Genomic DNA, 19,587 nt, shown 5'->3' with positions numbered 1-19,587 from the left:
TCTCCTCACCCAGCGCTCCCCCAGCCGAACGCCATAAGACAGGAAGCAGCGATGGACTGGCACAATTGGCTCGCGGATAGCGGCATCCCCATCCCGAATTCCCCCGACGTGGAATCGCTGATCGTCGCCGTCGTGCTGATCGCGGGAGCGATCGCGATCGGGTGGTTCGCCGGGCACCGCGCCGCTCCGCCGCTTTCCGCCCGGCTGAAGCGGCTCGGCGGTCGGGCGGCGGCGTTTCCCGAAAAGGTCGTCGCCGCGATCATCCAATATGGCGTGATCTCGCTCCTGCTGCTGGTCGTCGGCAACTCGGTCGCGCTCAGCCCGCTCTCCCTGATGCTGCTGGCGGTGGCGCTCGGCGTCGCAGTCGGTCGTCTCGTCCACCGCATCGGCCGCACCGCAGGCTTGGGCAAGGGTACGGCGACGATCATCGCGCTCGTGGCGCTCGTCGCGGCCACCGCCGCGACGCTCGGCGGGATGCAGCCGATGATCCATGGGCTAGACGGCATCGGCGTTTCGGTCGGCAAGCATCGCATCACCCTGCTTGCAGCGATCAATGCGATCGTCATCATCGCGCTGCTGTACGTCGTCGCGAAGGCGGCCAACCATGTGCTCGTCCACCTCATCGGCCGGACGAGCAGCCTCGATCTCGCACAACGGGTGCTGGTGCAAAAGCTGGCCGGGCTCGGCGTCGTCGTGGTGGCGGTGCTGCTCGGTATCGATCTGCTCGGCATCGATTTGACCGCACTTACGGTCTTCTCCGGCGCGGCCGGCCTCGCGATCGGCTTCGGCCTGCAAAAGACCTTCGGCAACCTGATCGCCGGGCTGATCCTGCTGATGGATCGTTCGATCAAGCCGGGCGACGTGATCGTGGTCGGCGACACGTTCGGCTCGGTCGGCAAGATCGGGGTGCGCGCGGTGTCGGTCGTGACGCGCGACGGCAAGGAACATCTGATTCCCAACGAACAATTGATGACCGAAGCGGTGGAAAATTGGTCCTATTCCGACCGTAACGTGCGCATTCACATCCCGGTTGGCGTCGCTTACGGCTGCGATCTGGCGCTGGCGCAGAAGCTGATGATCGAAGCAGCGGCCGGTGCCGCACGCGTCCTCGACGCGCCCAAGCCGTCCGTCTGGCTCAAGGGCTTCGGCGACAGCTCGGTCGATCACGACATTCTGGTGTGGATCGCCGATCCGGAGCTAGGCGTCGGCAACGTCCGTTCAGACATCCTCAACCGGCTGTGGCGCCTGTTCGCGGACAATCAGGTCGAACTGCCCTTCCCACAGCGCGACATTCATGTCCGCTCGATGCCCCCGTCCGCCCCGACCGAGAGATAGCGCCCCAGCAGGCGCACTTTCGTATCCATCCGGCGAGGACCGCGTTGTCTCAGCTATCTCGCAGAAACTGCGAGCGTCGTTCATCGAGCATTTCGGTGAGGCGATCGAGGCCCCGACGAGTGAATGCGGTGACGGACTCGGCTGTTTCATCGAGGCTGTCGACGATGCTGAGGCAGCCGTCCTCGGGTGACATCTGTTCGGCCAGTCCTCGATGAGGTCGAGATCGACGCGGAGTCGGCTTGCGGCGTAGCGACTGGTGAACACCACGGACGGGGTGGCCATCAGGCGGCTTTTGCGACCTGGTTCGAGGGTGACCAGTTCCAGGGAAGGAGTTCGTCGAGCCGGACGGCGGGATGATCGGCGATACGGGCGAGGACGTCAGCAAGCCAGGCCTGCGGATCGACGTTGCTGAGCCGCGCGGTCTGGATGAGGGTGTAGAGGATCGCGGCACGCTGCCCGCCACGATCGGAACCGCAGAACAGCCACGCTTTGCGGCCGAGCGGGATGCAGCGAAGCGTACGCTCGGCGGCGTTGTTGGAGAGGCAGACCCGGCCATCGTCGAGGAACCGGGTGAACGCACCCCAGCGCCGCAGCATGTAGTTGATCGCCTTGGCGAGGTCGTGGTTGCGCGACAACGTCGCGTGTTGGGCGGTGAGCCAGGCCTGAAGCTCGTTCATTGCCGGCGCGCTGCGCTGCTGCCGCGCGGCCAGGCGATCGGCGGGAGGCTTGCCGTTGATCTCACGCTCGATGTCGAACAGGGTATCGAGCCGTCGCACCGCCTCAAGCGCGATCGGGTAGATCATGCCGGCGTGTTCGCCGCGGCTCTTCTTGCGAGCGGCACCCGCGACATCGGCGAGCTCGAAGAACTTGCGCCGGGCGTGCGCGAAGCAACCAGCCTCGCGCACTGAACCGGGCAAGCGCCCGTCTCGATACAGCGCACCATAGCCACCATAAGCGTCGGCTTGCAGGATCCCGGACCAGGTCGCGAGATGCGCCTGGGGATGTTCGCCGCGTCGGTCGCGTGAGTAATGGAACAGTGCTGCCGGCGGATCGGCACCGGCGAACGGCCGATCATCGCGGACGTACACCCACAATCGACCGACATCGGTCTTGACCTTGGCCATGACCGGCACGGTCGTATCGTCGCCGTGCAGCCGCTCGGCGGCGAGGACATGCGCCTCGATCCGCTTGTAAAGCGGCGTGAGCGCAAAGGCGGCCGCGCCGACCTGATCGGCGAGCGTGGAGACGCTGAGCGGCACGCCTTCGCGGGCGAACCGTTCGGCCTGGCGGTTCAGCGGCTGGTGCTGCCCGTACTTCTCGAACAAGAGCATCGCGAGAAAGCTGGGTCCGGCCCACCCGCGCGGCACGACATGGAACGGTGCCGGCGGTTGGGTGATCTTCTCACAGTCCCGACAGGCGACCTTCTCGCGCACGGTCTGAATGACCTTCCACGCGCGCGGGATCACCTCGAGCGTCTCGGTCACATCTTCGCCGAGCTTCGACAGGCGCGTGCCACCGCAGGCCGCGCACGCGCACGGCGCTGCGATGACCACGCGCTCGCGCGGCAGATGGGAGGGGAATGGCTGGCGCGCCGGTCGCTTGCGCTCGAACGAGGCGACGCTGGTCGCCTTGGCGGCGGCGACTTCGGCGACGAGGCCGTCCGTGCCGGCGTCCGCTTCAAGGTCCTCGAGTTGCAGCTCCATCTGCTCGAGCAGACGGCGGCTGCGCTCGGCGCTTGGGCCGTACTGTTCACGCCTGAGCCTGGCGATCTGCAGCTTGAGGTGCGCGATCATCGCCTGGGTCGCGCTCTCGCGCGCCGCGGCGGTGGCAAGGCGCGCCTCGGCCTCGTCGGCGCGCTGGATCGTTGCAGCAAGCAGCGCCTTGAGCGCTGCGATATCATCCGGAAGAGGCGAAATGACGGCTTCCACGACGGAGAGTGAATCATCCTCCACGCCCTCATGCAAGCCGCAAAATGCGCTATCCCGCGCTCGCCGGGCGCCAGCTATGCTGCGGATTACGCCAGTCTATCCCGTCGAGCAGGCAGGCCAGCTGCGAGCGCGTCAAGGACACCACGCCATCCTTCGCCGAGGGCCAGATGAAGCGGCCGCGCTCGATCCGCTTGGAGTAGAGCGATGCGCCGATCCCGTCGTGCCAGATGATCTTCACCAACGATCCGGCACGGCCTCGGAACACGTACAGGTCGCCGCCATGCGGATCGCGGCCCAGACCTTGCTGCACGAGCAGCGCCAGACCCTGCATCCCCTTGCGCATATCGGTGTGGCCCATCGCGATCCACACCCGTGCATCCGACGGGATCATCGCATCGCCTTCAAGGCCGCCGCCGCCAGAGCCGGTGACGCTGAAGCAAAGATCTTCAGCCGCCCGCCATCGGGCAGATCGAAAACGGCAGCGACAACGGGCTCGCACACTTGCTGGGGTCGCTCATCCACCAGCACCGCCGGCACGAAGGCCGGGTCCGCCTGGCGCCGCATCACTTGCCGCCACTCGTAGATCTGGCTGCGGGCAACGTCATGGCGCCGCGCCACGTCGCAGACCCGCGCGCCCGACTGAAACGCCTCTGCGACAATCTGCTCGCGCTGCTCATCGCTCCAGCGACGGCGACGCTCCGGTCCCGCCAGTATCGTTACCTGCACCATGATCGAAACCGACGTCCTTACGTGCGACTGTAAGGACGTCCTCTAGCTCCAGCTCACAATCAGCAAGGCGGCCCCCGCCGGATGGCTACGCACTTTCGTTCAAGACCGCTATCCCTCCGCGGGCGCTCCGGCCAGCGCCGCCACCAGACAGACCGCACCGACGAGCACGAACCCGATCCGCGCGGGCAAGCCGCCCTTCCCCGTCCGCAACGACACCCATAGTGCCAGCACGGCCTGCATCGCGTAGAAGAGCGCGAACGCGCGCGATGACAGAGCGATCACCGAGAAAGGATCGGTCAGCCATACCACCGCGATCGACAAGGCGCTCGCGGTGATGAAGGCGCCCCGTACGCCGAGTTTGCGGCGCGACACCTCGACCATCAGGCCGCCCGACCCGATCGAGTCGGCGATCGCCGCACTCAACTGGCTCGACACCGCCCCGATCAGCACGAAGATCCCGAGCGCCGGCGCGACCAGCTCCATGATGTCGAGGATCCCAGCCACGCCTTCAGCGTGCTGCGCCTCGCGCAGGAACGGAGTCAGCAGCGCGAGGAAGGCGAGATAGATTGCGGAGGACAACCATTGCGCGTGGCGCATCGTCCGCACCCGCGTCGCCTGATCGTAGCTGTCGCCCATGTAGCGCGACGTCTCGAAGCCTTGAACCGTGATGAGCAACCCGAGCAGCAACGGTATTCCACTCCACGACAGCTTGGTCGCGGGCAAGTCGAGCGGCAAACCGGTACGAGTCGCCCACCACAGGCCCAGCCCCGCGAGCAATCCGGCGATGATGCCGAGCTTCACCGACACGCTGGCGTGGGCGGCATGTTCGATCTTGCGGATGTCGCCCGAAAAGGTGAGTGTGGTGAGAGCGACGATGATGACTGTGACGACGATGTTCGCGACCAGACCGTGCCATTCGGGCGCGATAGCGAGCGGCTTCATCGTGAATTCGGCGAGCAGCTTGAGATAATAGGCGACCGAGACGGCATAGGCGATCGCCAGCATGACCTGAGCGGCGCGCATCGCCCAGGCCATCGGATCGTTGAGCGACAGCTCGGGCGCAATGTTCTCGACATGGATGATGTTGAAGCGGATCACCGCTCCGACCGCATAGGCAATCGCGAGCAGCGCGGCCATCGCAAGGATCGCGGCCGAGCCGAATTCGCGCGCGAGCAGCGGCCCGCAGATCAGGAATCCAGAACCGATGATCGAAGCGAGCGGCGTCACCGTCGCGCGCCACGTGGTGGAATGCGAAAAACGGGTGAACGTCAGCAGTGCGGTAACGCAGACCGCCGCGAGGATTGCGACCGCGACGATCATGCGCCCCCCTCGCGGCTGCGCCGCTGCACTTGGTGTCGCGCTGCACCGCAGTCCGCGCAGCGGCATCGGCCGAGCCCGCCGATGACGCACAGTCCAGCATGGGGCATCGTAGCTCTCCTCGTCATGCCGTACCGCCGACCGAGCCGGTCGCGGCGCGCAGGCGGCGTTTATAGTCAGGCTCGGCGAGCGCACGGCGCACCGTGTCCGCGCTCTTCTTGACGCGCTGCAGATTGAAGCCGCTGAGCGCAGGCTCGGCAAGTCCCTCGAGCACGTCCACATAGTGCGCGACGGTCGCCACTCGATCGGGATCGCCACATTCGAGCGCGATCTCTGCGAGCGTATCGAGGAAGCGCAAAGCCGCGACCATGTCGCTTGCGCTGTATTGCGCCAGCGCGCCGAACGAGCGCGCCATGAAGGTTTCAAAGGTTTCGGGATGCGCGATCACGCGCAATGCGCCGTCCTTGTCGACACGCAGATGCGACGGCAAATCTCGCTTCGCCAGATCGCACAGCGCCGCCCCAATCCAGTCCATGCAGGTGACTGCAGTGAACGGGTCGTTGACGCCGGGCGAGAGCGCGCGCGCCGCGATCTCGACCAGCTCGTCGATCAGGAAACGCAAATCCTGAAGCGCAGTGCGACGCGCGCCGACCGAGAATGCATTGCGGATCGCGACCGTCGCGTCTTCGTCACAGCATTCGGGCGGCCAGGCTTCGACGAGCGTGCGGCCGACATGCGTGAAGTCCCCCGCTTGATAGTGCAGCCGCAGCACGAGATCGTGCTTGCGCGCCTGCTCGATCAAGGCCGTGCCGTCGACCAGCTCGATATAGCCGGTTCGCTCGCCCACGATGCGCAAGCTCCGCTCGGCCTCGGCGGCGCTGGCGTCGGGGCGGAACGGCTCAGGGACTGCCGTGGATCGCGCCTGACGCGCGTCCTCGGGCCGTGCATCGCCGATGAAGCGCGGAAAGCGGTTGCCGATCTCCTCGATGAGCCGTTCGCCGATATCCTCGATGACGCTGTTGATATGAATCTTGCTCGGGACATGGTGGATGAAGAAAATCAGCACCGCGATCGAACAGATCGCCAGCACGACGGCGACCAGCAGCGCGAGGTTGGGCACGAAGCTGTAGCCCCCGCTTTCCTCGGCCGAACGGATCGTGCGCAGCACCACCAAGCAATAGAGGAAGGTGGCGATGAACGTGCCGAGCGTGACCTGATTGCCGCGATCGCGCATGAAATTGGTCAGCAGCCGTGGACCATATTGCCCCGAGGCATAGACGACTGCGGCGATCGTCACGGAAAAGACCGTACCGGCCACCGTGATCATCGATCCGCCGATTGACGATAGCATCTGCCGCGCGCCGTTGGGGTGTGCGGCGTACAGCCAGCCGACCCGTTCGATCCAGGCCGACCCCGCATAGCCGTCGATCACGATCATCAGCACCGCGAGGACGACCGCGGCGAAGGCCATGATGGACGGCACGAACCAATAGCTCGCGCTCAGCGTATCTCCGATCCGAAGCAACCAGCTCTTCATCGGGCAGCGGCGTGCCTGGCGGTGCGGCACGATGCGGAATCGATCGGTTTCGCGAGCGGCGCGGGCGAGCGATGCATCAGCGCTGTCTTTCTCAAAAAGGGGGCGACATCGCGTCGCGCGAATGAGCTCTTCTGATAATGTCCCGACCGTCGGTTCGTTCCGCAAACGTATCCGTTCCCCAGGACCGCAGTCGGAAGATTGCATGAAAAAACCGACGATGAGAGAGATTTGGGCTTTCACCGCGTTCAGGCTAGATCGGCCAGCCGGCTACCGCCTGGCGCCGGGCGAACGCCTGTCGTGTCCACGCTGCCTCTTCGGAGAATGGAATGCCTGATCCTCGGCCGACGATCGACGCCGAACGCCCCGCAAGCCCTCCGCTCCAGCGATTCCGCCTGTACCGCTGGTGGCGGATGGCCGTCGTCCGACCTGTCGATCATGAGCGCGTGGTCGAGCGCATCGTGGAGGAGAGCGGCTGGTCGAGCCGCTACGCCTTCATGACGATGATGTCGGCCGGGATCGCGGTTCTGGGATTGTTGCTTTCGTCGCCTGCCGTCGTGATCGGTGCGATGCTGATCTCGCCTTTGATGAACCCGATTCTCGGTCTCGGCTTCAGCCTCGCGCTCTTCGACTTTGCCGAGTTGCGTCGCTCACTGACGGCATTGGCGATCGGGTCGGTCATTGCGGTCGCCTTCACCGCGCTGATCGTGCTCTGCTCGCCGCTCAAGGCGCCGACTGCCGAGATCCTGGCGCGGACCCGCCCCAATTTGTTCGATCTGCTGGTCGCGCTGTTCGCGTCGCTCGCCGGCACCTTTGCAATCATCCGCGGGCGCGGCGAGACGATCGTCGGCGTGGCGATTGCGACCGCGCTGATGCCGCCGCTGGCTGTGGTGGGTTACGGTCTTGCGACGGGCAACATGGCGGTGCTCGGCGGAGCGCTCGCGCTGTTTGCCACCAACTTTCTCACGATCGCGCTTTCGGCGACCGTGATGGCGCGGTTCTACGGCTTCGGCCATTATCTGTCGGGCACGCAGAGCTGGGCGCAAACGATCGTCCTGATGCTGGTCTTCGTTGTGATGGGCGTCCCGCTCGCGGTGTCGCTCGGCCGGATCGCGAGGGAAACCGTCACCGCGACGCAAGTCCGCTCGTTCCTCAACGGCGCCTTCGGTGCAAACGCGCGGGTAACCCAGCTCGATATCGATTTCGATAGGACGCCGATCGCGGTACGATCGGTGGTGATCGCCCCCCGCACCAACGCGAAGGACAGCGGCGCCTTGCAAGCCCAACTTGCCAAGCGGCTAACCCGCCCCGTCAAGCTCCAGCTCGACCAGGTGCTGCTCGATCCTTCGGCCGGCGCGCTCGAAACCCAACGCGCCGAGCTCCGGCAGGCGACCGACACCGCTGCAGCGGAGGATGCCGAGGCCGCCCGCATCGTCGGACTGGTGGCGCTCGCGGCCGGCGTGCCCGCCGAGCAAGTGACGCTCGACCGCGATCACCACCGCGCGACCGCGACCGCGGCGCCACTGGCGGGCGCGAACCCGGATACCTTCCGCGTGCTCGAGCAGCGTGCCGCGCTCGCCGCGGCGGGATGGCAGATCACGATTATTCCGCCGCTCGCGCAATTGCCCGCGATCCGTTTCGCCTCCAATGTCGATACGCTCGACGCGGCGGCGCGCGACGCGGTGCTGCTGTCGATCTGGGAAGCGCGGCGCTGGAACATCGCATCGCTCGCGGTGCCGGGGCTTCCCGGCGGCGACACTCCGCCGGCCCGTCCGACGCTCAACCAGCGCCGCGCGCTCGCCATCGCCACGCTGTTGCGCGCCAACCATATGAGCGCGGCGCCCTCCCCGGGGGGCGGCCAGGTCGTGACGCTGAAGGCAGGCGGGCAATGAGCGGCCTCGCCATCACGCCATTCGACGCTGCCGCGATCCTGATCGTGCTGGCGGCGGCGCTTGGCTATCTCAACCGGCGTTTCCTTGGACTGCCGCCGTCGATCGGCCTGACGGTGATGGGCGCCGTCGCATCGTTGATGGTGGTCGGGCTCGACCGGTTGCTGCCGGCCAGCGCGGTCAGCCACGACATCGTGCGGTTCATCGCCGGCATCGACTTCCACACGACGCTGATGGACGGGATGCTGTCGTTCCTGCTCTTCGCCGGCGCGTTGCACGTCGATTGGACCGAGATGCGACGTGGGCGCTGGCCGATCCTAATCCTCAGCACGGTCGGCGTAATACTGTCGACCGTGCTGATCGGCGTCGGCTTTCAGCTCATCGCCAGCCTGCTTGGTATCGCCATTCCGATCGCCTGGTGTCTGGTGTTCGGTGCGCTGATCAGCCCGACCGATCCGGTCGCGGTGATGGGGATCATGAAGGAAGCATCGGTTCCGCCGACGCTGCAGGCGACCGTGGCGGGCGAAAGCCTGTTCAACGACGGGGTCGGTGTCGTTGTGTTCGCGATCATTCTCGCCGCCGCGCTGAGCGGCCAGCCGCTGTCGGTCCCCGCCGCCGCCGAGCTGTTCGCGGTCGAGGCAGGCGGCGGCATCCTGCTCGGCCTGGCGACCGGCTGGCTCGCCTACAAGGCGATGCATTCGATCGACGATTACAAGGTCGAGGTGATGATCAGCCTTGCGGTGGTGATGGGCGGTTATGCTCTTGCAAGCCGGCTGCACGTCAGCGGACCGGTCGCGATGGCGGTCGCCGGGTTGATCATTGGCAACCAGGGCGTGGCCCATGCCATGAGCGATACGACGCGCGACTATCTGCTCAAATTCTGGGCTTTGATCGACGATATCCTGAACGCCGTGCTGTTCCTGCTGATCGGGCTCGAAGTGGTGACAATCCCCGCCGACGTCCGGCTGATCGTGCTCGGCCTAGCCGCGATCCCGCTGGTGCTGATCGCGCGCGCGATCTCGGTGGTCGGGCCTCTCCTGCTAATGCGGCCTCTGCTGTCGCTCGGCAAGCTCGCGCCGATCACGCTGATCTGGGGCGGGTTGCGCGGAGGTATCTCGGTCGCCTTGGCGCTGGGGTTGCCGGATGGGAAAGCGCGCGCCTTTGCACTGGCGGCGACCTATATCGTCGTGCTCTTCTCGGTGATCGTACAGGGCGGCACGATCGAGCGCGTGATCCGCTGGCGCTCGGGTACATCCGCGTGAGCCCTGCCCTGCTCAGCGCGCTGATCCTGGTCGGCGCGCTGCTGCTGTTCGTGTCGGAAGCGGTGCGGCACGATCTCGTAGCGCTGCTCGCTTTGTTGGCGTGCGTGGCGGTCGGGCTGACCAAGCCGGCCGATGCTTTTGTCGGTTTCGCGGATCCAGCCGTGCTGGCGGTTGCCGCGATCCTGGTGGTGGGCCGCGCGATCGAACTCTCGGGGATCGCCGCCGAGATCGCCCGCGTGGCAATTCCACCACGCGCCGGATTCACTGTGCGGATGACGATGCTGCTGGTCGTCGGCGCGTTCCTTTCGGCGTTCATGAACAACATCGCCGCGCTGGTCATCACCATGCCGATCGCCGCCGAGATCGCGCGCGACGCGAAGCGCCCGCCTGCGGTCACGCTGATGCCCCTCGCCTTTGCGACGATCCTCGGCGGAATGACCACGCTGATAGGGACGCCTGCCAATCTCATACTGTCCTCGGTGCGCGAGAAGGAACTCGGCGCACCGTTCGGCTTCTTTACGATGGCGCCGGTCGGGGTCGCGGTTTCGATCGTCGGACTGTTCTATCTGGCGCTGATCGGATGGCGGTTGCTGCCGATCCGCCAGTCTGCTCGGGACGCGGCGCGGCCACCTTGGCGGGTCTACGAGCTTGCCGCGGAAGCCCCGCTTGCGATCGCCGCGATCCTCCCCACGCTGCGCGCCGCCTCGGTGCGCCTGCTCGCGATCTTCCGCCACGGCGAGCGGGTTACCCCTGCAGGTACTATCGAAGCCGGTGATCGCCTGCTGGTCGTCTCGCGGCACCAGCAATGGACCAGCGCGGCCGCGACCGGACTGAAGGCCGAGACCGATCCGGCCGCGACGCCCGACGCGGTAACGGCGCGCGTCGCGGTCGCGCACGGATCGTTTCTGATCGGCCTCTCGCACGAGGCGGTGCGCATCCGCAGCGCGGAGCAGTTGCACGTCGTTGCGGTCGGTCCGCGCGCAGCGCGGCGCAAGGTGCCGCTCGCGACGCTGCGGATCGAAGCCGGTGACCAGCTCTATATCCGCGGCTTGGCCGCGCATCTCGCGACGTTTGCCAGCCGCGCCCGCCTGCTCGAGATCGACCGTCTCGACATGATTCCGCTCACGCGGCGCCGCGCATTGCCGATCGTCGCAATCTTCCTTCCCGCGATTCTCACGATCGTCGTCTTCGGCGCGCCGCCCGCACTTGCGTTTCTCGCCGCCGCGGTGCTGCTCGCCGCTACTCGTCTGATCCCGACCGACGAAATCTATCGTTCGATCGACTGGAGCGTGATCGTCCTGCTCGCCGCCATGATCCCGGTCGGCCAGAGTTTTGAGACAAGCGGCGCCGCCGCCATCGCCGCCCATTGGCTCGGGACGACGCTCGCCGGTTTGCCGTTGTTCTGGGTAATCGCCGCGCTGTGCAGCGTGACGATGCTGCTCTCGATCTTTCTCAACAATGTCGCCACCGCTATCATCATGGGCCCACTGGCAATCGATGCGGCGCATCTGCTGGGCGTGCGCCCCGATGCGGCCCTGCTCGCGGTGCTGATCGGCGCCTCCGCCGATTTCCTCACCCCGATCGGCCACCAGAATAATCTGCTGGTGATGGGGCCGGGCGGCTATCGCTTTACCGATTATGCCCGGATGGGCGCGATGCTGGTCGTGATCGTTATCGCAACGGCGGCGGCGACCCTCTCGATCGGGTATCGTTGAATATATCGCGCTCGGGTGGTGGAAACTGTCGTTCAGATTCGGCATGCGTAAACCGCCTGCGCCGTGCGTAACGGTGCAGGCGGCACCGCCTCGCTCTACATCATGCGAGCGTGCAAGTTGGCGATGATCACGATGGTCCCGGCCACCATCAGGATGATGATCAGCGTCGAAAACAGGATGAGCAACAGGTCGTCGCGCGACGATCGCCTGAGGCTGACGTGCAGGAAACACCGGAGGTGGACGATCATCTGGATGAGCGCGAGGCCGAATACGAGACCCAGCGTCGTGCGCGCCGGAAAGCGCGGCCAGTGCACTGCGGCAAACGCCGCTCCGGTGAGCGCGAGCGCCAGCGCATAGCCGATCACATAGCTCCGGATTTCGCGACGTTTCTCCCGGCGGGGATCGGCTTGCGGCGCGGTCATCGGATCAACCCCTGCAGATAGACGACCGAGAAGATCGCGATCCAGACGATGTCGAGAAAGTGCCAGAACAGCCCGAGCCGCAGCAGATTGATCTTCACCCGCGCATCGCGCCCGAAGAGTCGGCACCTGCACCATCATCACGATCAGCCACAGGCAGCCGCCCACCACATGCACGCCGTGCAGCGGGACAAGCGCGAAGAACGACGAGAGGAACCCGCTGCGCGTCGGCACCGCGCCATCGCCGATCATCGTCGCGAAATCGTGCAGTTCCAGGCCCAGGAAAGCGAAGCCGAGGATCAGCGTGGCGGCAAGCCAGCCGAGCAGCACTCGGTTCGACGCGCCGTGCTTCATCGCGATCGAGCCCATGCCGAAGGTGAAGCTGCTCGTCAGCAGGATCACCGTCTCGGCGAAGGTCGGACCGATCCTGTACGCACTGGCTGCGGTCGGCCCGCCGACGGTTGCGCCGAGCATCGTGCCATAGACGGCGAACAGCAGCGCGAAGATCACCGCATCGCTCATCAGGAAGATCCAGAAGCCGAATATGTCGGGTTCCGCCTGGTCGTGCGTTTCCCGGTCGGTGGCGCCGAGATTGATGCCGGCGTGCCGCATGTCGCCGACGCTCATGCCGTCACCTCGGCGAGGCCCTGATTGGCCGACGTCGTCTCGTGATGGCGGGAGATCGGTCGAGCCGCGGCGATCGCGTGGTGCCAGCGGTCCTCGATCCGCGCGACGTCGGCGGCAGGAACGATGCGCTCGACGTCGCGGATGAAGCTGCGGGCGATCACGGTGGCGATGATCCCTGCAACGCACAGCAGCGCCAGCCACCAGATGTGCCAGACCAGACCGAACGCGAGCCCAGCCCCGAGGATACCCGTCGCGGGGCCAACCATGCTGTTGCGCGGGACCGCGATGTCCTCATACCCCGCCGGGACTGCGTAGGCATCGCCGTCACGCTTGCCGTCATAGAATGGGTCGCGGCCGTCGACCACCGGGATCACCGCGTAGTTATACTCGGGCGGCGGCGCGGACGTCGACCATTCGAGCCCGCGCCCGTCCCAAGGATCGCCAGCGAATACGCGGTTGTCGTCACGCTCGCGGATGCTGACCCACAGCTGCACAAACAACGCGGTCAGTGCCGCGAGCAGGATCAGCGCGCCGACGCCGGCGACGTAGAGCCACGGTCGAAACGCCGGTTCGAAGAACGCTTGGCTTCGCCGCGCCGCGCCACCCGCGCCGAGCACGTACAGTGGCATGAAGGCGAGATAGAAACCGAACACCCAACAGCCGAACGCGATCCGTCCCCATTTCTCGTTCAGGCGGAAACCGAACGCCTTGGGAAACCAGTAATGCGTGGCCGCCAGCATGCCGTACAGCAGGCCGGGAATGAGCATGTTGTGGAAATGCGCGACGAGGAACAGCGTGTTGTGGACGAGGTAATCGAGCGGCGGAAACGCGAGCAGGATACCGGTGAACCCGCCGAGCACGAAGGTCATCATGAACGCGAGCGAGTAAAGCATCGGTACGGTGAAGCGCACTTCGCCGCGGAACATCGTCCAGATCCAGTCGTAGATCTTGACGCCGGTCGGCACGCCGATTGTCATCGTCGCGATCCCGAACACCGCGTTCAAATTCGCGCTCTGCCCCATCGTGAAGAAGTGATGGACCCAGACGGTGAACGACAGCACCGCGATCGCCATGGTCGCCAGCACCAGCGAGGTGTAGCCGTACAATTCCTTCGACGAAAAGGTCGACACCACCTCGGAATAGACGCCGAAGGCGGGCAGGATCAGGATATAGACCTCGGGATGACCGAACAGCCAGAACAGGTTGGCATAGTTCATCATGTTGCCGCCGAGGTCGTTGGTGAAGAAGTGAAACCCCAGATAGCGATCGAGCGCGAGCAGCGCGGTCGCAACGGTCAGCGGCGGCATCGCAAAGATCATCAGGATCGACGTGCACAGTGTCGTCCAGCAGAACAACGGCATCCGCATCAGCGTCATGCCGGGGCAGCGCAGCTTGTAGATCGTCACCGCGAAATTGAGCCCCGACAGCGTCGAGGCGATCGATCCCAGCGTCACCGCCCAGATCCAGTAATCCGGACCGACATCGGGGCTGAAGGCGAGTTCGGTATAGGGCGGATACCCGGTCCAGCCGCCGGTCGAGAAGCGCCCAATCACCAACGATACCATCATCAGCCCCGCCGCCCCGCCGGTGAGCCACAGGCTGATCGAATTGAGCAGCGGAAACGCCACGTCGCGCGCGCCGATCTGGAGCGGCGTGACATAGTTGATGATGCCGGTCAGGAACGGCATCGCCATGAAGAATATCATGATGCTGCCGTGCGTGCTGAACAGCTGCGCGAAATGATCGGGTTCGACAAAGCCGGGCGCGTTCACCGCCGCTGCCTGCTGCATCCGCATCAGCACCGCCTCCGCCAGCGCGCGCGCGAGCATAACGAAGGCGAGCACGACATACATGACGCCGATCTTCTTGTGGTCGAGGCTGGTCAGCCACTCACGCCACAGATAGCCCCATTTTCCGGTCACCGTGATGAGCGTGATCACGCTTGCCGCACCGAGCACGACCATCATTGCCGCCCCTGCCCCGATGATCTCGTTGACGGTCGGGTTTTGCCACGCGCGGACGAACGCCAGCGCGTTCCAGGTGAAGCGGCCGAGCAAAGCTGGCCAGATGCCGTCGGTCATCGTGTCTTTTCCGGGATTTGGGCGACGATATGCGAGAACAGGTCGGGCGGCGTCGACGCGTAAAATAGCGGCCGGGCGATCACGGATCGCTTGGCGAGCCGGGCATAGCGCGCTGCGTCGAGCGGCTGACCGTTTGCGCGAACGCGCTCCAGCCATTGCCGATAGTCGGCGGTCGGACGCGCGATGACGGCGAATTTCTGGTTCTGGAAACCGGCGCCGTTGAACTGGGTGTTCTCACCGCGAAAAACGCTCGGACGGCTTGCCGCGAAGTTCAGCTGCGTGGTCATGCCGGCCATCGCATAAATCTGGCCGGCGAGCTGCGGCACCATCAGCGACTGCATCACGGTCCCGCTCGTCAGGGTGATATGGATGGGTCTGCCGACCGGAATATCGAGTTCGTTGACGGTCGCGATCCGCGCGTCGGGGTAGATGAACAGCCATTTCCAGTCGAGCGCGACCGCCTGGATCTCGAGCGGAGGCTGTGCCGACGGGATCCGGCGATACGGATCGAGCGCGTGCGTGTAGGTCCACAAGACGATCGCCAGCCCGATCACGATCCCCACCGGCGGGAGCCAGATCAGCGCCTCGATCCACCAGGAGAAGTCCCATTTCGGCTTGAACGCGCTGTTCTTGTTCGACAGCCGGTAATGCCACGCCATGATCGGCGTCAGCAGCAACACAGGGCCGGCGACGAACACAAGGACCGCGCCGACGATGAGATACAGATGCCACTGGCTCGCCGCGATCGGGCCGGCATGGCCGACCACGCCGAGCCTGAGCACGTCGCAACCCGATAGCAGCACGGGCGCCAGACAACCGATTGCGCGTCGCCAGGGTATCGCCTTCACGCGATCCATCCTCCTGCGGGCCGGCCGCTCAGCCCGCCTCGACCCGGACCGGCACCGATTTCGAGGCCGGCGTCTTCGACAGCTGATCGTGGTGGCCGATCGGGACGAGCACGTTGCACTCGGGATAATAGGACGCGATCGTCCCGCGCGGCAGCTTGTAAGCGGTCAGCGTCAGCCCGCCGAGCCGGCGATCCTGGCCATCATCGTCGCCGCCGTCGACATCAGTGACCAGCGTCACGCGCTGACCATCGTGGAACCCGCGCGCCGCGATATCCTCGGGGCTCATCAAAACGATGTCGCGCGAACCCTCGAGCCCGCGCAGGCGGTCCGAATAGCCATAGATGGTCGTGTTGAACTGGTCGTTCGATCGCAGCGTGATCAACCGGTAGCGACCCGGCGCATCCTTGAACCCGAGCGAATTCAGTTGGCCGGGCGTCGTGAACACAGCCTTGCCTTCGGGCGTCTTCCAGATCCGCTCATGCGCGCCATTGCCGCGGTAGAAGCCGCCAGCCTCGTACATGCGTGCATTGTAATCGCGAAAGTCGTCGGGATAGGTGTGTTCGATCAGGTCGCGGACGAGCCCGTAATCGGCGGTCCATTCATCCCATTTCAACGCTGGCGACGCGGCGACCGTGGCCTTGGCGATGCCGGTGACGATCGCGAGCTCGCTCTTCACCATGTCCGATACCGGTGCGGTATGGCCGACCGATGCGCTGATCATCGAGAAACTGTCTTCGGTGGTGATCGACTGGTTACCGGTCGCCTGTTCGTCGACCTCGAACCGGCCCAGGCACGGCAGGATGTACGCTTGTTTGGCCGGAAAAAGATGGCTGCGGTTGAGCTTGGTCGAGATCATCACGGTCAGATCCTGCGCCGCCCACGCCTGCTCCATGCGCTTCTGGTCGGGCACAGCGCGGACGAGGTTGCCGCCAAGCGACACGAACGCGCGGACCTTGCCCGCGAACATGCCCTCGACCGCCTCGACGATGTTCATGCCGTCCTTGGTCGGCGGATCGAAGCCGAACAATGCCTTGAGCTTGTCGAGTGGGACGAGCTTGACCTTCTCGGCGATGCCGACGGTGCGCTGGCCCTGCACGTTGCTGTGCCCGCGCACCGGGCAGCAGCCAGCACCTGGCTTGCCGATGTTGCCGCGCAGCAGCAGCAGGTTTACCAGCATCGCGATGTTGAGCGCGCCGTGCGTGTGCTGGGTCAGCCCCATGCCGTACACGCCGATCACCTTTTCGGCGGCGATGTAGACGTCACCGGCGTCGCGCAATGCCGCCTCGGTCAGACCCGATTCCTGCTCGATCTCGGCCCAGGTCACGTCGCGGCACGACTGGATGAAGGTGTCGAAGCCGGTGGTGTGCTGCTTGACGAAGGCGTGGTCGATCACCTCGGCCTTGCCCGCTGCCCGGGCCGCGTCGTCGGCCTCCACCACGCACTTGCACAGCCCGAGGATCGCCGCGACGTCGCCACCCGCTTTCAGCTGATGATATTGATCCGATATCTTGGTCTCCTTGCCGGTCAGCATCGCCGCGGGGCTTTGCGGATCGACGAACGACACCAGGCCCTGCTCGATCACCGGGTTGAACGTGACGATCCTGCCGCCACGATCCTTCAGGTCCTTGAGCGGATGCAGGAACCGTGGGCTGTTGGTGCCGGGATTCTGCCCGAAGAAGAAGAACGCGTCGGTTTCCGCAAGATCTTCCCAGACGATCGTCCCGACCGGCGAGCCGATCACCTTGGTCAGCCCGACCGAGGTCGTTTCGTGACACATGTTCGAGCTCTGCGGCAGGTTGTTGTTGCCGTAGGTCCGCGCCAGCAGCGCATAGAGATACGAGGCCTCGAGCCCCGCATGGCCCGACGCGTAGAACACCGCGCTTTCGCGATCGATCGACTGGAGTGTCTTGCCGATCGCCGCAAACGCCTCGTCCCAGCTGACTGCGACATAGCGATCGGTTGCGGCATCGTACCGCAGCGGATGCGTCAGCCGCCCGGTCTTTTCGAGATCATGATCCTTCCAATCGCGCAGCGCGGTGACCGAGTGCCCCTCGTCCTGCCAGAATTCGGGCGTGCACCGATCCTTGGTCAGCTCCCACATCGTCGCCTTGGCGCCGTTCTCGCAGAATTCGAACGCGGAATAATTGGCGGGCTTCGGCCATGCGCACGACACGCACATCACGCCCTTGGGCTTGTTCAACCGGCCGAGGCTGCGCACCGCCCCACCCACGGGCCAAGTCTCGCCGAAAATCTGCGAGATTCCCTTCATCGACCCCCAACCGCCTGCTGGACCGGTGTCGTGTGGGAGGTCCTTCTGGTCGGTCATCGATACAGTCCTTGATGCGGGTTAGGTCGGGGCCGGTCGGTTCCGGCGCCTCTAGGGTCATAACGAACCAACGCCGCTTACCGCCTCGAAGGACTCTCCGATTGCCGGCCGAAAATTCGGCGGCGCGTTCAACTCGATGGATCGATCCTGAACCGCAAACCGCAAAGAGGCAAAACATTCGGACATCTTAACAAAAATGTCAGAATACGCTGGAGAATGATCCGCCATCTTAGTCACCGCTCAAATTGGCCCATCAGCAGCAGACGCCGCAGTCTTGCTTCCGAAGGGAGGCTAGCTGCCATACGTCGTCGATGTCTAAGCCAAGCTGACAGCCGCGTTACCGAAGACTATCCGCGCTTTAGCACGAGGCCTCTAGTCGACTCGACCCAGCAGCTTTCCGTCTGCGTGGGTGAACGCCTGCCAGAAAATGGATATTGGCTCACGTACCTGCGTTGGCACGGGGATGCGGCTTTTCATATTAGGGTGGCTTTGTTGCATAATTACGCGAGAGCATGACCGACGTTTTACTTGAAGATGTTATTGGATGCGGACGGTCACCGGCGTTCCTATTTCGGAGAACCGATTGAGAATTGCAGCACGGACTTTGAGCTCGGTAATCTGACGATCGAAGGTGCGGGCGACAACGCGCTGGCCCAGGAGTTTGAAGCAGTGCATTTTGGTCTCGACCAGACTGCGGCGATGATAGCCGCTCCACTTTTTCCAGATTGCGCGACCAAGCCGCTTTGTCGCGCGTAGCGCTCCATTGCGTGCATCGACGCCGGGACCGCCTTCTGCCCATGGTTGCCCGTTGCGGCGGACCGGGATGACCGCATCGGCACCGCGCCCGGCAATAGCGGCATGGCAGTCCCTGGTATCATAAGCGCCATCTCCGCCGACGCTGAGTATCCGCTCGTCTCCGGGAATTTGCGCCAGGAGAACGGGCAGCGTCGGTGCGTCACCAATGGCATTCGTCGTGACCTCAATGGCCCGGATATCCAGCGTCCCAGCATCAATCCCGAGATGCACCTTGCGCCACTGGCGACGGTAGGACGGTCCGTGTTTGCGCGTCTTCCACTCGCCTTCTCCCGTCATTTTGATCCCGGTGCTGTCGACCAGCAGGTGCAGTCCGCCCGAGCTGATCCGCCCGCCGAGGTTGACCTTCAACGTCTTCTGCCGTCGGCACAGCGTCGTATAATCCGGCACCGACCAATCCAGCCCCGCCATTTTGATCAGGCTCGAAACCAACCCCGTCACTTGCCGCAAAGGCAGGTTGAACAGCGTCTTCAGCGTCAGGCACAGCTCTATCGCGCTGTCTGAAAACCGCATCGGGCGACCAGGGCGACCACACGGCTTCGAAAGCCAGTGCATCTCCGGATCAAACCATATTTCCAGCGACCCACGCCGCTTCAGCGCCGCATTATACTCAGGCCAGTTCGTCGTACGATACACAGGTGCGGCAGGTTTGGGCATTACGCCTATCTATACCGCTCGATTCCCTGCGTGAATCCCCGCCATCAGTTTTGCAACAAAGCCGTTTCGCACCAATCGACGGCGAAACCTTGGCGATCGAGACCCTC

Annotated in this window: 14 protein-coding genes; 4 read left to right on the top strand and 10 right to left on the bottom strand. The window is 64.8% G+C overall.

What is annotated here, in order from left to right; genetic code table 11:
* Window positions 1-51 precede the first annotated feature (51 nt).
* Window positions 52-1,335, top strand: a complete 1,284-nt coding sequence (locus ACVWYO_RS16685; RefSeq protein ID WP_457352667.1) for a mechanosensitive ion channel family protein — start codon at window positions 52-54, stop codon at window positions 1,333-1,335.
* Window positions 1,336-1,616: 281 nt separating this feature from the next.
* On the opposite strand, the gene tnpC is transcribed toward ACVWYO_RS16685, so the two are convergent.
* From tnpC to ACVWYO_RS16660, 5 genes are all read right to left on the bottom strand, one after another.
* On the bottom strand, window positions 1,617-3,263 hold the full coding sequence (gene tnpC / locus ACVWYO_RS16680; protein WP_457355026.1) for an IS66 family transposase: 1,647 nt from the start codon (window positions 3,261-3,263) through the stop codon (window positions 1,617-1,619).
* Window positions 3,264-3,312: 49 nt separating this feature from the next.
* A complete protein-coding gene (gene tnpB / locus ACVWYO_RS16675; RefSeq protein ID WP_457349022.1) occupies window positions 3,313-3,654 on the bottom strand; it encodes an IS66 family insertion sequence element accessory protein TnpB in 342 nt (113 codons plus the stop codon).
* On the bottom strand, window positions 3,651-3,992 hold the full coding sequence (gene tnpA / locus ACVWYO_RS16670) for an IS66-like element accessory protein TnpA (protein ID WP_457349615.1): 342 nt from the start codon (window positions 3,990-3,992) through the stop codon (window positions 3,651-3,653). Before tnpA ends, tnpB begins: the two co-directional genes overlap by 4 nt.
* Before the next feature lie 108 nt (window positions 3,993-4,100).
* Window positions 4,101-5,312 (bottom strand): hypothetical protein, encoded by a 1,212-nt coding sequence (locus ACVWYO_RS16665; RefSeq protein ID WP_457352666.1) that lies wholly within the window; start codon window positions 5,310-5,312, stop codon window positions 4,101-4,103.
* Window positions 5,313-5,433: 121 nt separating this feature from the next.
* The gene (locus tag ACVWYO_RS16660; protein ID WP_457352664.1) at window positions 5,434-6,846 is read right to left on the bottom strand and encodes a DUF2254 domain-containing protein; all 1,413 of its coding nucleotides are present in this window, start codon (window positions 6,844-6,846) and stop codon (window positions 5,434-5,436) included.
* A gap of 326 nt (window positions 6,847-7,172) precedes the next feature.
* Here ACVWYO_RS16660 and ACVWYO_RS16655 point away from each other — a divergent pair, with 326 nt between their 5' ends.
* The 3 genes from ACVWYO_RS16655 to ACVWYO_RS16645 are packed head-to-tail and all read left to right on the top strand — an operon-like array spanning window position 7,173 to window position 11,709.
* Window positions 7,173-8,735, top strand: a complete 1,563-nt coding sequence (locus tag ACVWYO_RS16655; RefSeq protein WP_457352662.1) for a DUF389 domain-containing protein — start codon at window positions 7,173-7,175, stop codon at window positions 8,733-8,735.
* The gene (locus tag ACVWYO_RS16650; RefSeq protein ID WP_457352659.1) at window positions 8,732-9,994 is read left to right on the top strand and encodes a cation:proton antiporter; all 1,263 of its coding nucleotides are present in this window, start codon (window positions 8,732-8,734) and stop codon (window positions 9,992-9,994) included. Before ACVWYO_RS16655 ends, ACVWYO_RS16650 begins: the two co-directional genes overlap by 4 nt.
* Window positions 9,991-11,709, top strand: a complete 1,719-nt coding sequence (locus ACVWYO_RS16645; protein WP_457352657.1) for an SLC13 family permease — start codon at window positions 9,991-9,993, stop codon at window positions 11,707-11,709. The genes ACVWYO_RS16650 and ACVWYO_RS16645 overlap by 4 nt, the downstream gene beginning before the upstream one ends.
* 95 nt (window positions 11,710-11,804) lie before the next feature.
* On the opposite strand, the gene ACVWYO_RS16640 is transcribed toward ACVWYO_RS16645, so the two are convergent.
* From ACVWYO_RS16640 to ACVWYO_RS16620, 5 genes are all read right to left on the bottom strand, one after another.
* Window positions 11,805-12,755, bottom strand: coding sequence for a cytochrome C oxidase subunit IV family protein (locus ACVWYO_RS16640; protein ID WP_457352655.1), 951 nt, complete (start codon window positions 12,753-12,755; stop codon window positions 11,805-11,807).
* A complete protein-coding gene (locus tag ACVWYO_RS16635; protein WP_457352652.1) occupies window positions 12,752-14,836 on the bottom strand; it encodes a cbb3-type cytochrome c oxidase subunit I in 2,085 nt (694 codons plus the stop codon). The genes ACVWYO_RS16640 and ACVWYO_RS16635 overlap by 4 nt, the downstream gene beginning before the upstream one ends.
* Entirely contained in the window at window positions 14,833-15,684 is an 852-nt protein-coding gene (locus ACVWYO_RS16630) for a COX aromatic rich motif-containing protein (protein ID WP_457352650.1), read from the bottom strand. The genes ACVWYO_RS16635 and ACVWYO_RS16630 overlap by 4 nt, the downstream gene beginning before the upstream one ends.
* Before the next feature lie 28 nt (window positions 15,685-15,712).
* The gene (locus ACVWYO_RS16625; protein ID WP_457352648.1) at window positions 15,713-18,010 is read right to left on the bottom strand and encodes an FdhF/YdeP family oxidoreductase; all 2,298 of its coding nucleotides are present in this window, start codon (window positions 18,008-18,010) and stop codon (window positions 15,713-15,715) included.
* Between the two features lie 537 nt (window positions 18,011-18,547).
* Complete coding sequence (locus ACVWYO_RS16620; protein WP_457348219.1) at window positions 18,548-19,480, bottom strand: IS5 family transposase; 933 nt, start codon at window positions 19,478-19,480, stop codon at window positions 18,548-18,550.
* Between the last annotated feature and the right edge of the window lie 107 nt (window positions 19,481-19,587).

The sequence above is a fragment of the Sphingomonas sp. UYP23 genome (assembly GCF_054059235.1).
The sequence above is the reverse complement of the archived record's forward strand: the minus strand, read 5'-3'. Positions and strand labels throughout refer to the sequence as shown.

Coding starts and splice junctions, on each gene's coding strand:
- ACVWYO_RS16665 (WP_457352666.1), bottom strand. CDS start 5,312: ATGATCGTCGCGGTCGCAATCCTCGCGGCGGTCTGCGTTACCGCACTG.
- ACVWYO_RS16635 (WP_457352652.1), bottom strand. CDS start 14,836: ATGACCGACGGCATCTGGCCAGCTTTGCTCGGCCGCTTCACCTGGAAC.
- ACVWYO_RS16620 (WP_457348219.1), bottom strand. CDS start 19,480: ATGCCCAAACCTGCCGCACCTGTGTATCGTACGACGAACTGGCCTGAG.
- ACVWYO_RS16685 (WP_457352667.1), top strand. CDS start 52: ATGGACTGGCACAATTGGCTCGCGGATAGCGGCATCCCCATCCCGAAT.
- ACVWYO_RS16650 (WP_457352659.1), top strand. CDS start 8,732: ATGAGCGGCCTCGCCATCACGCCATTCGACGCTGCCGCGATCCTGATC.
- tnpA (WP_457349615.1), bottom strand. CDS start 3,992: ATGGTGCAGGTAACGATACTGGCGGGACCGGAGCGTCGCCGTCGCTGG.
- tnpB (WP_457349022.1), bottom strand. CDS start 3,654: ATGATCCCGTCGGATGCACGGGTGTGGATCGCGATGGGCCACACCGAT.
- ACVWYO_RS16655 (WP_457352662.1), top strand. CDS start 7,173: ATGCCTGATCCTCGGCCGACGATCGACGCCGAACGCCCCGCAAGCCCT.
- ACVWYO_RS16660 (WP_457352664.1), bottom strand. CDS start 6,846: ATGAAGAGCTGGTTGCTTCGGATCGGAGATACGCTGAGCGCGAGCTAT.
- ACVWYO_RS16640 (WP_457352655.1), bottom strand. CDS start 12,755: ATGAGCGTCGGCGACATGCGGCACGCCGGCATCAATCTCGGCGCCACC.
- ACVWYO_RS16625 (WP_457352648.1), bottom strand. CDS start 18,010: ATGACCGACCAGAAGGACCTCCCACACGACACCGGTCCAGCAGGCGGT.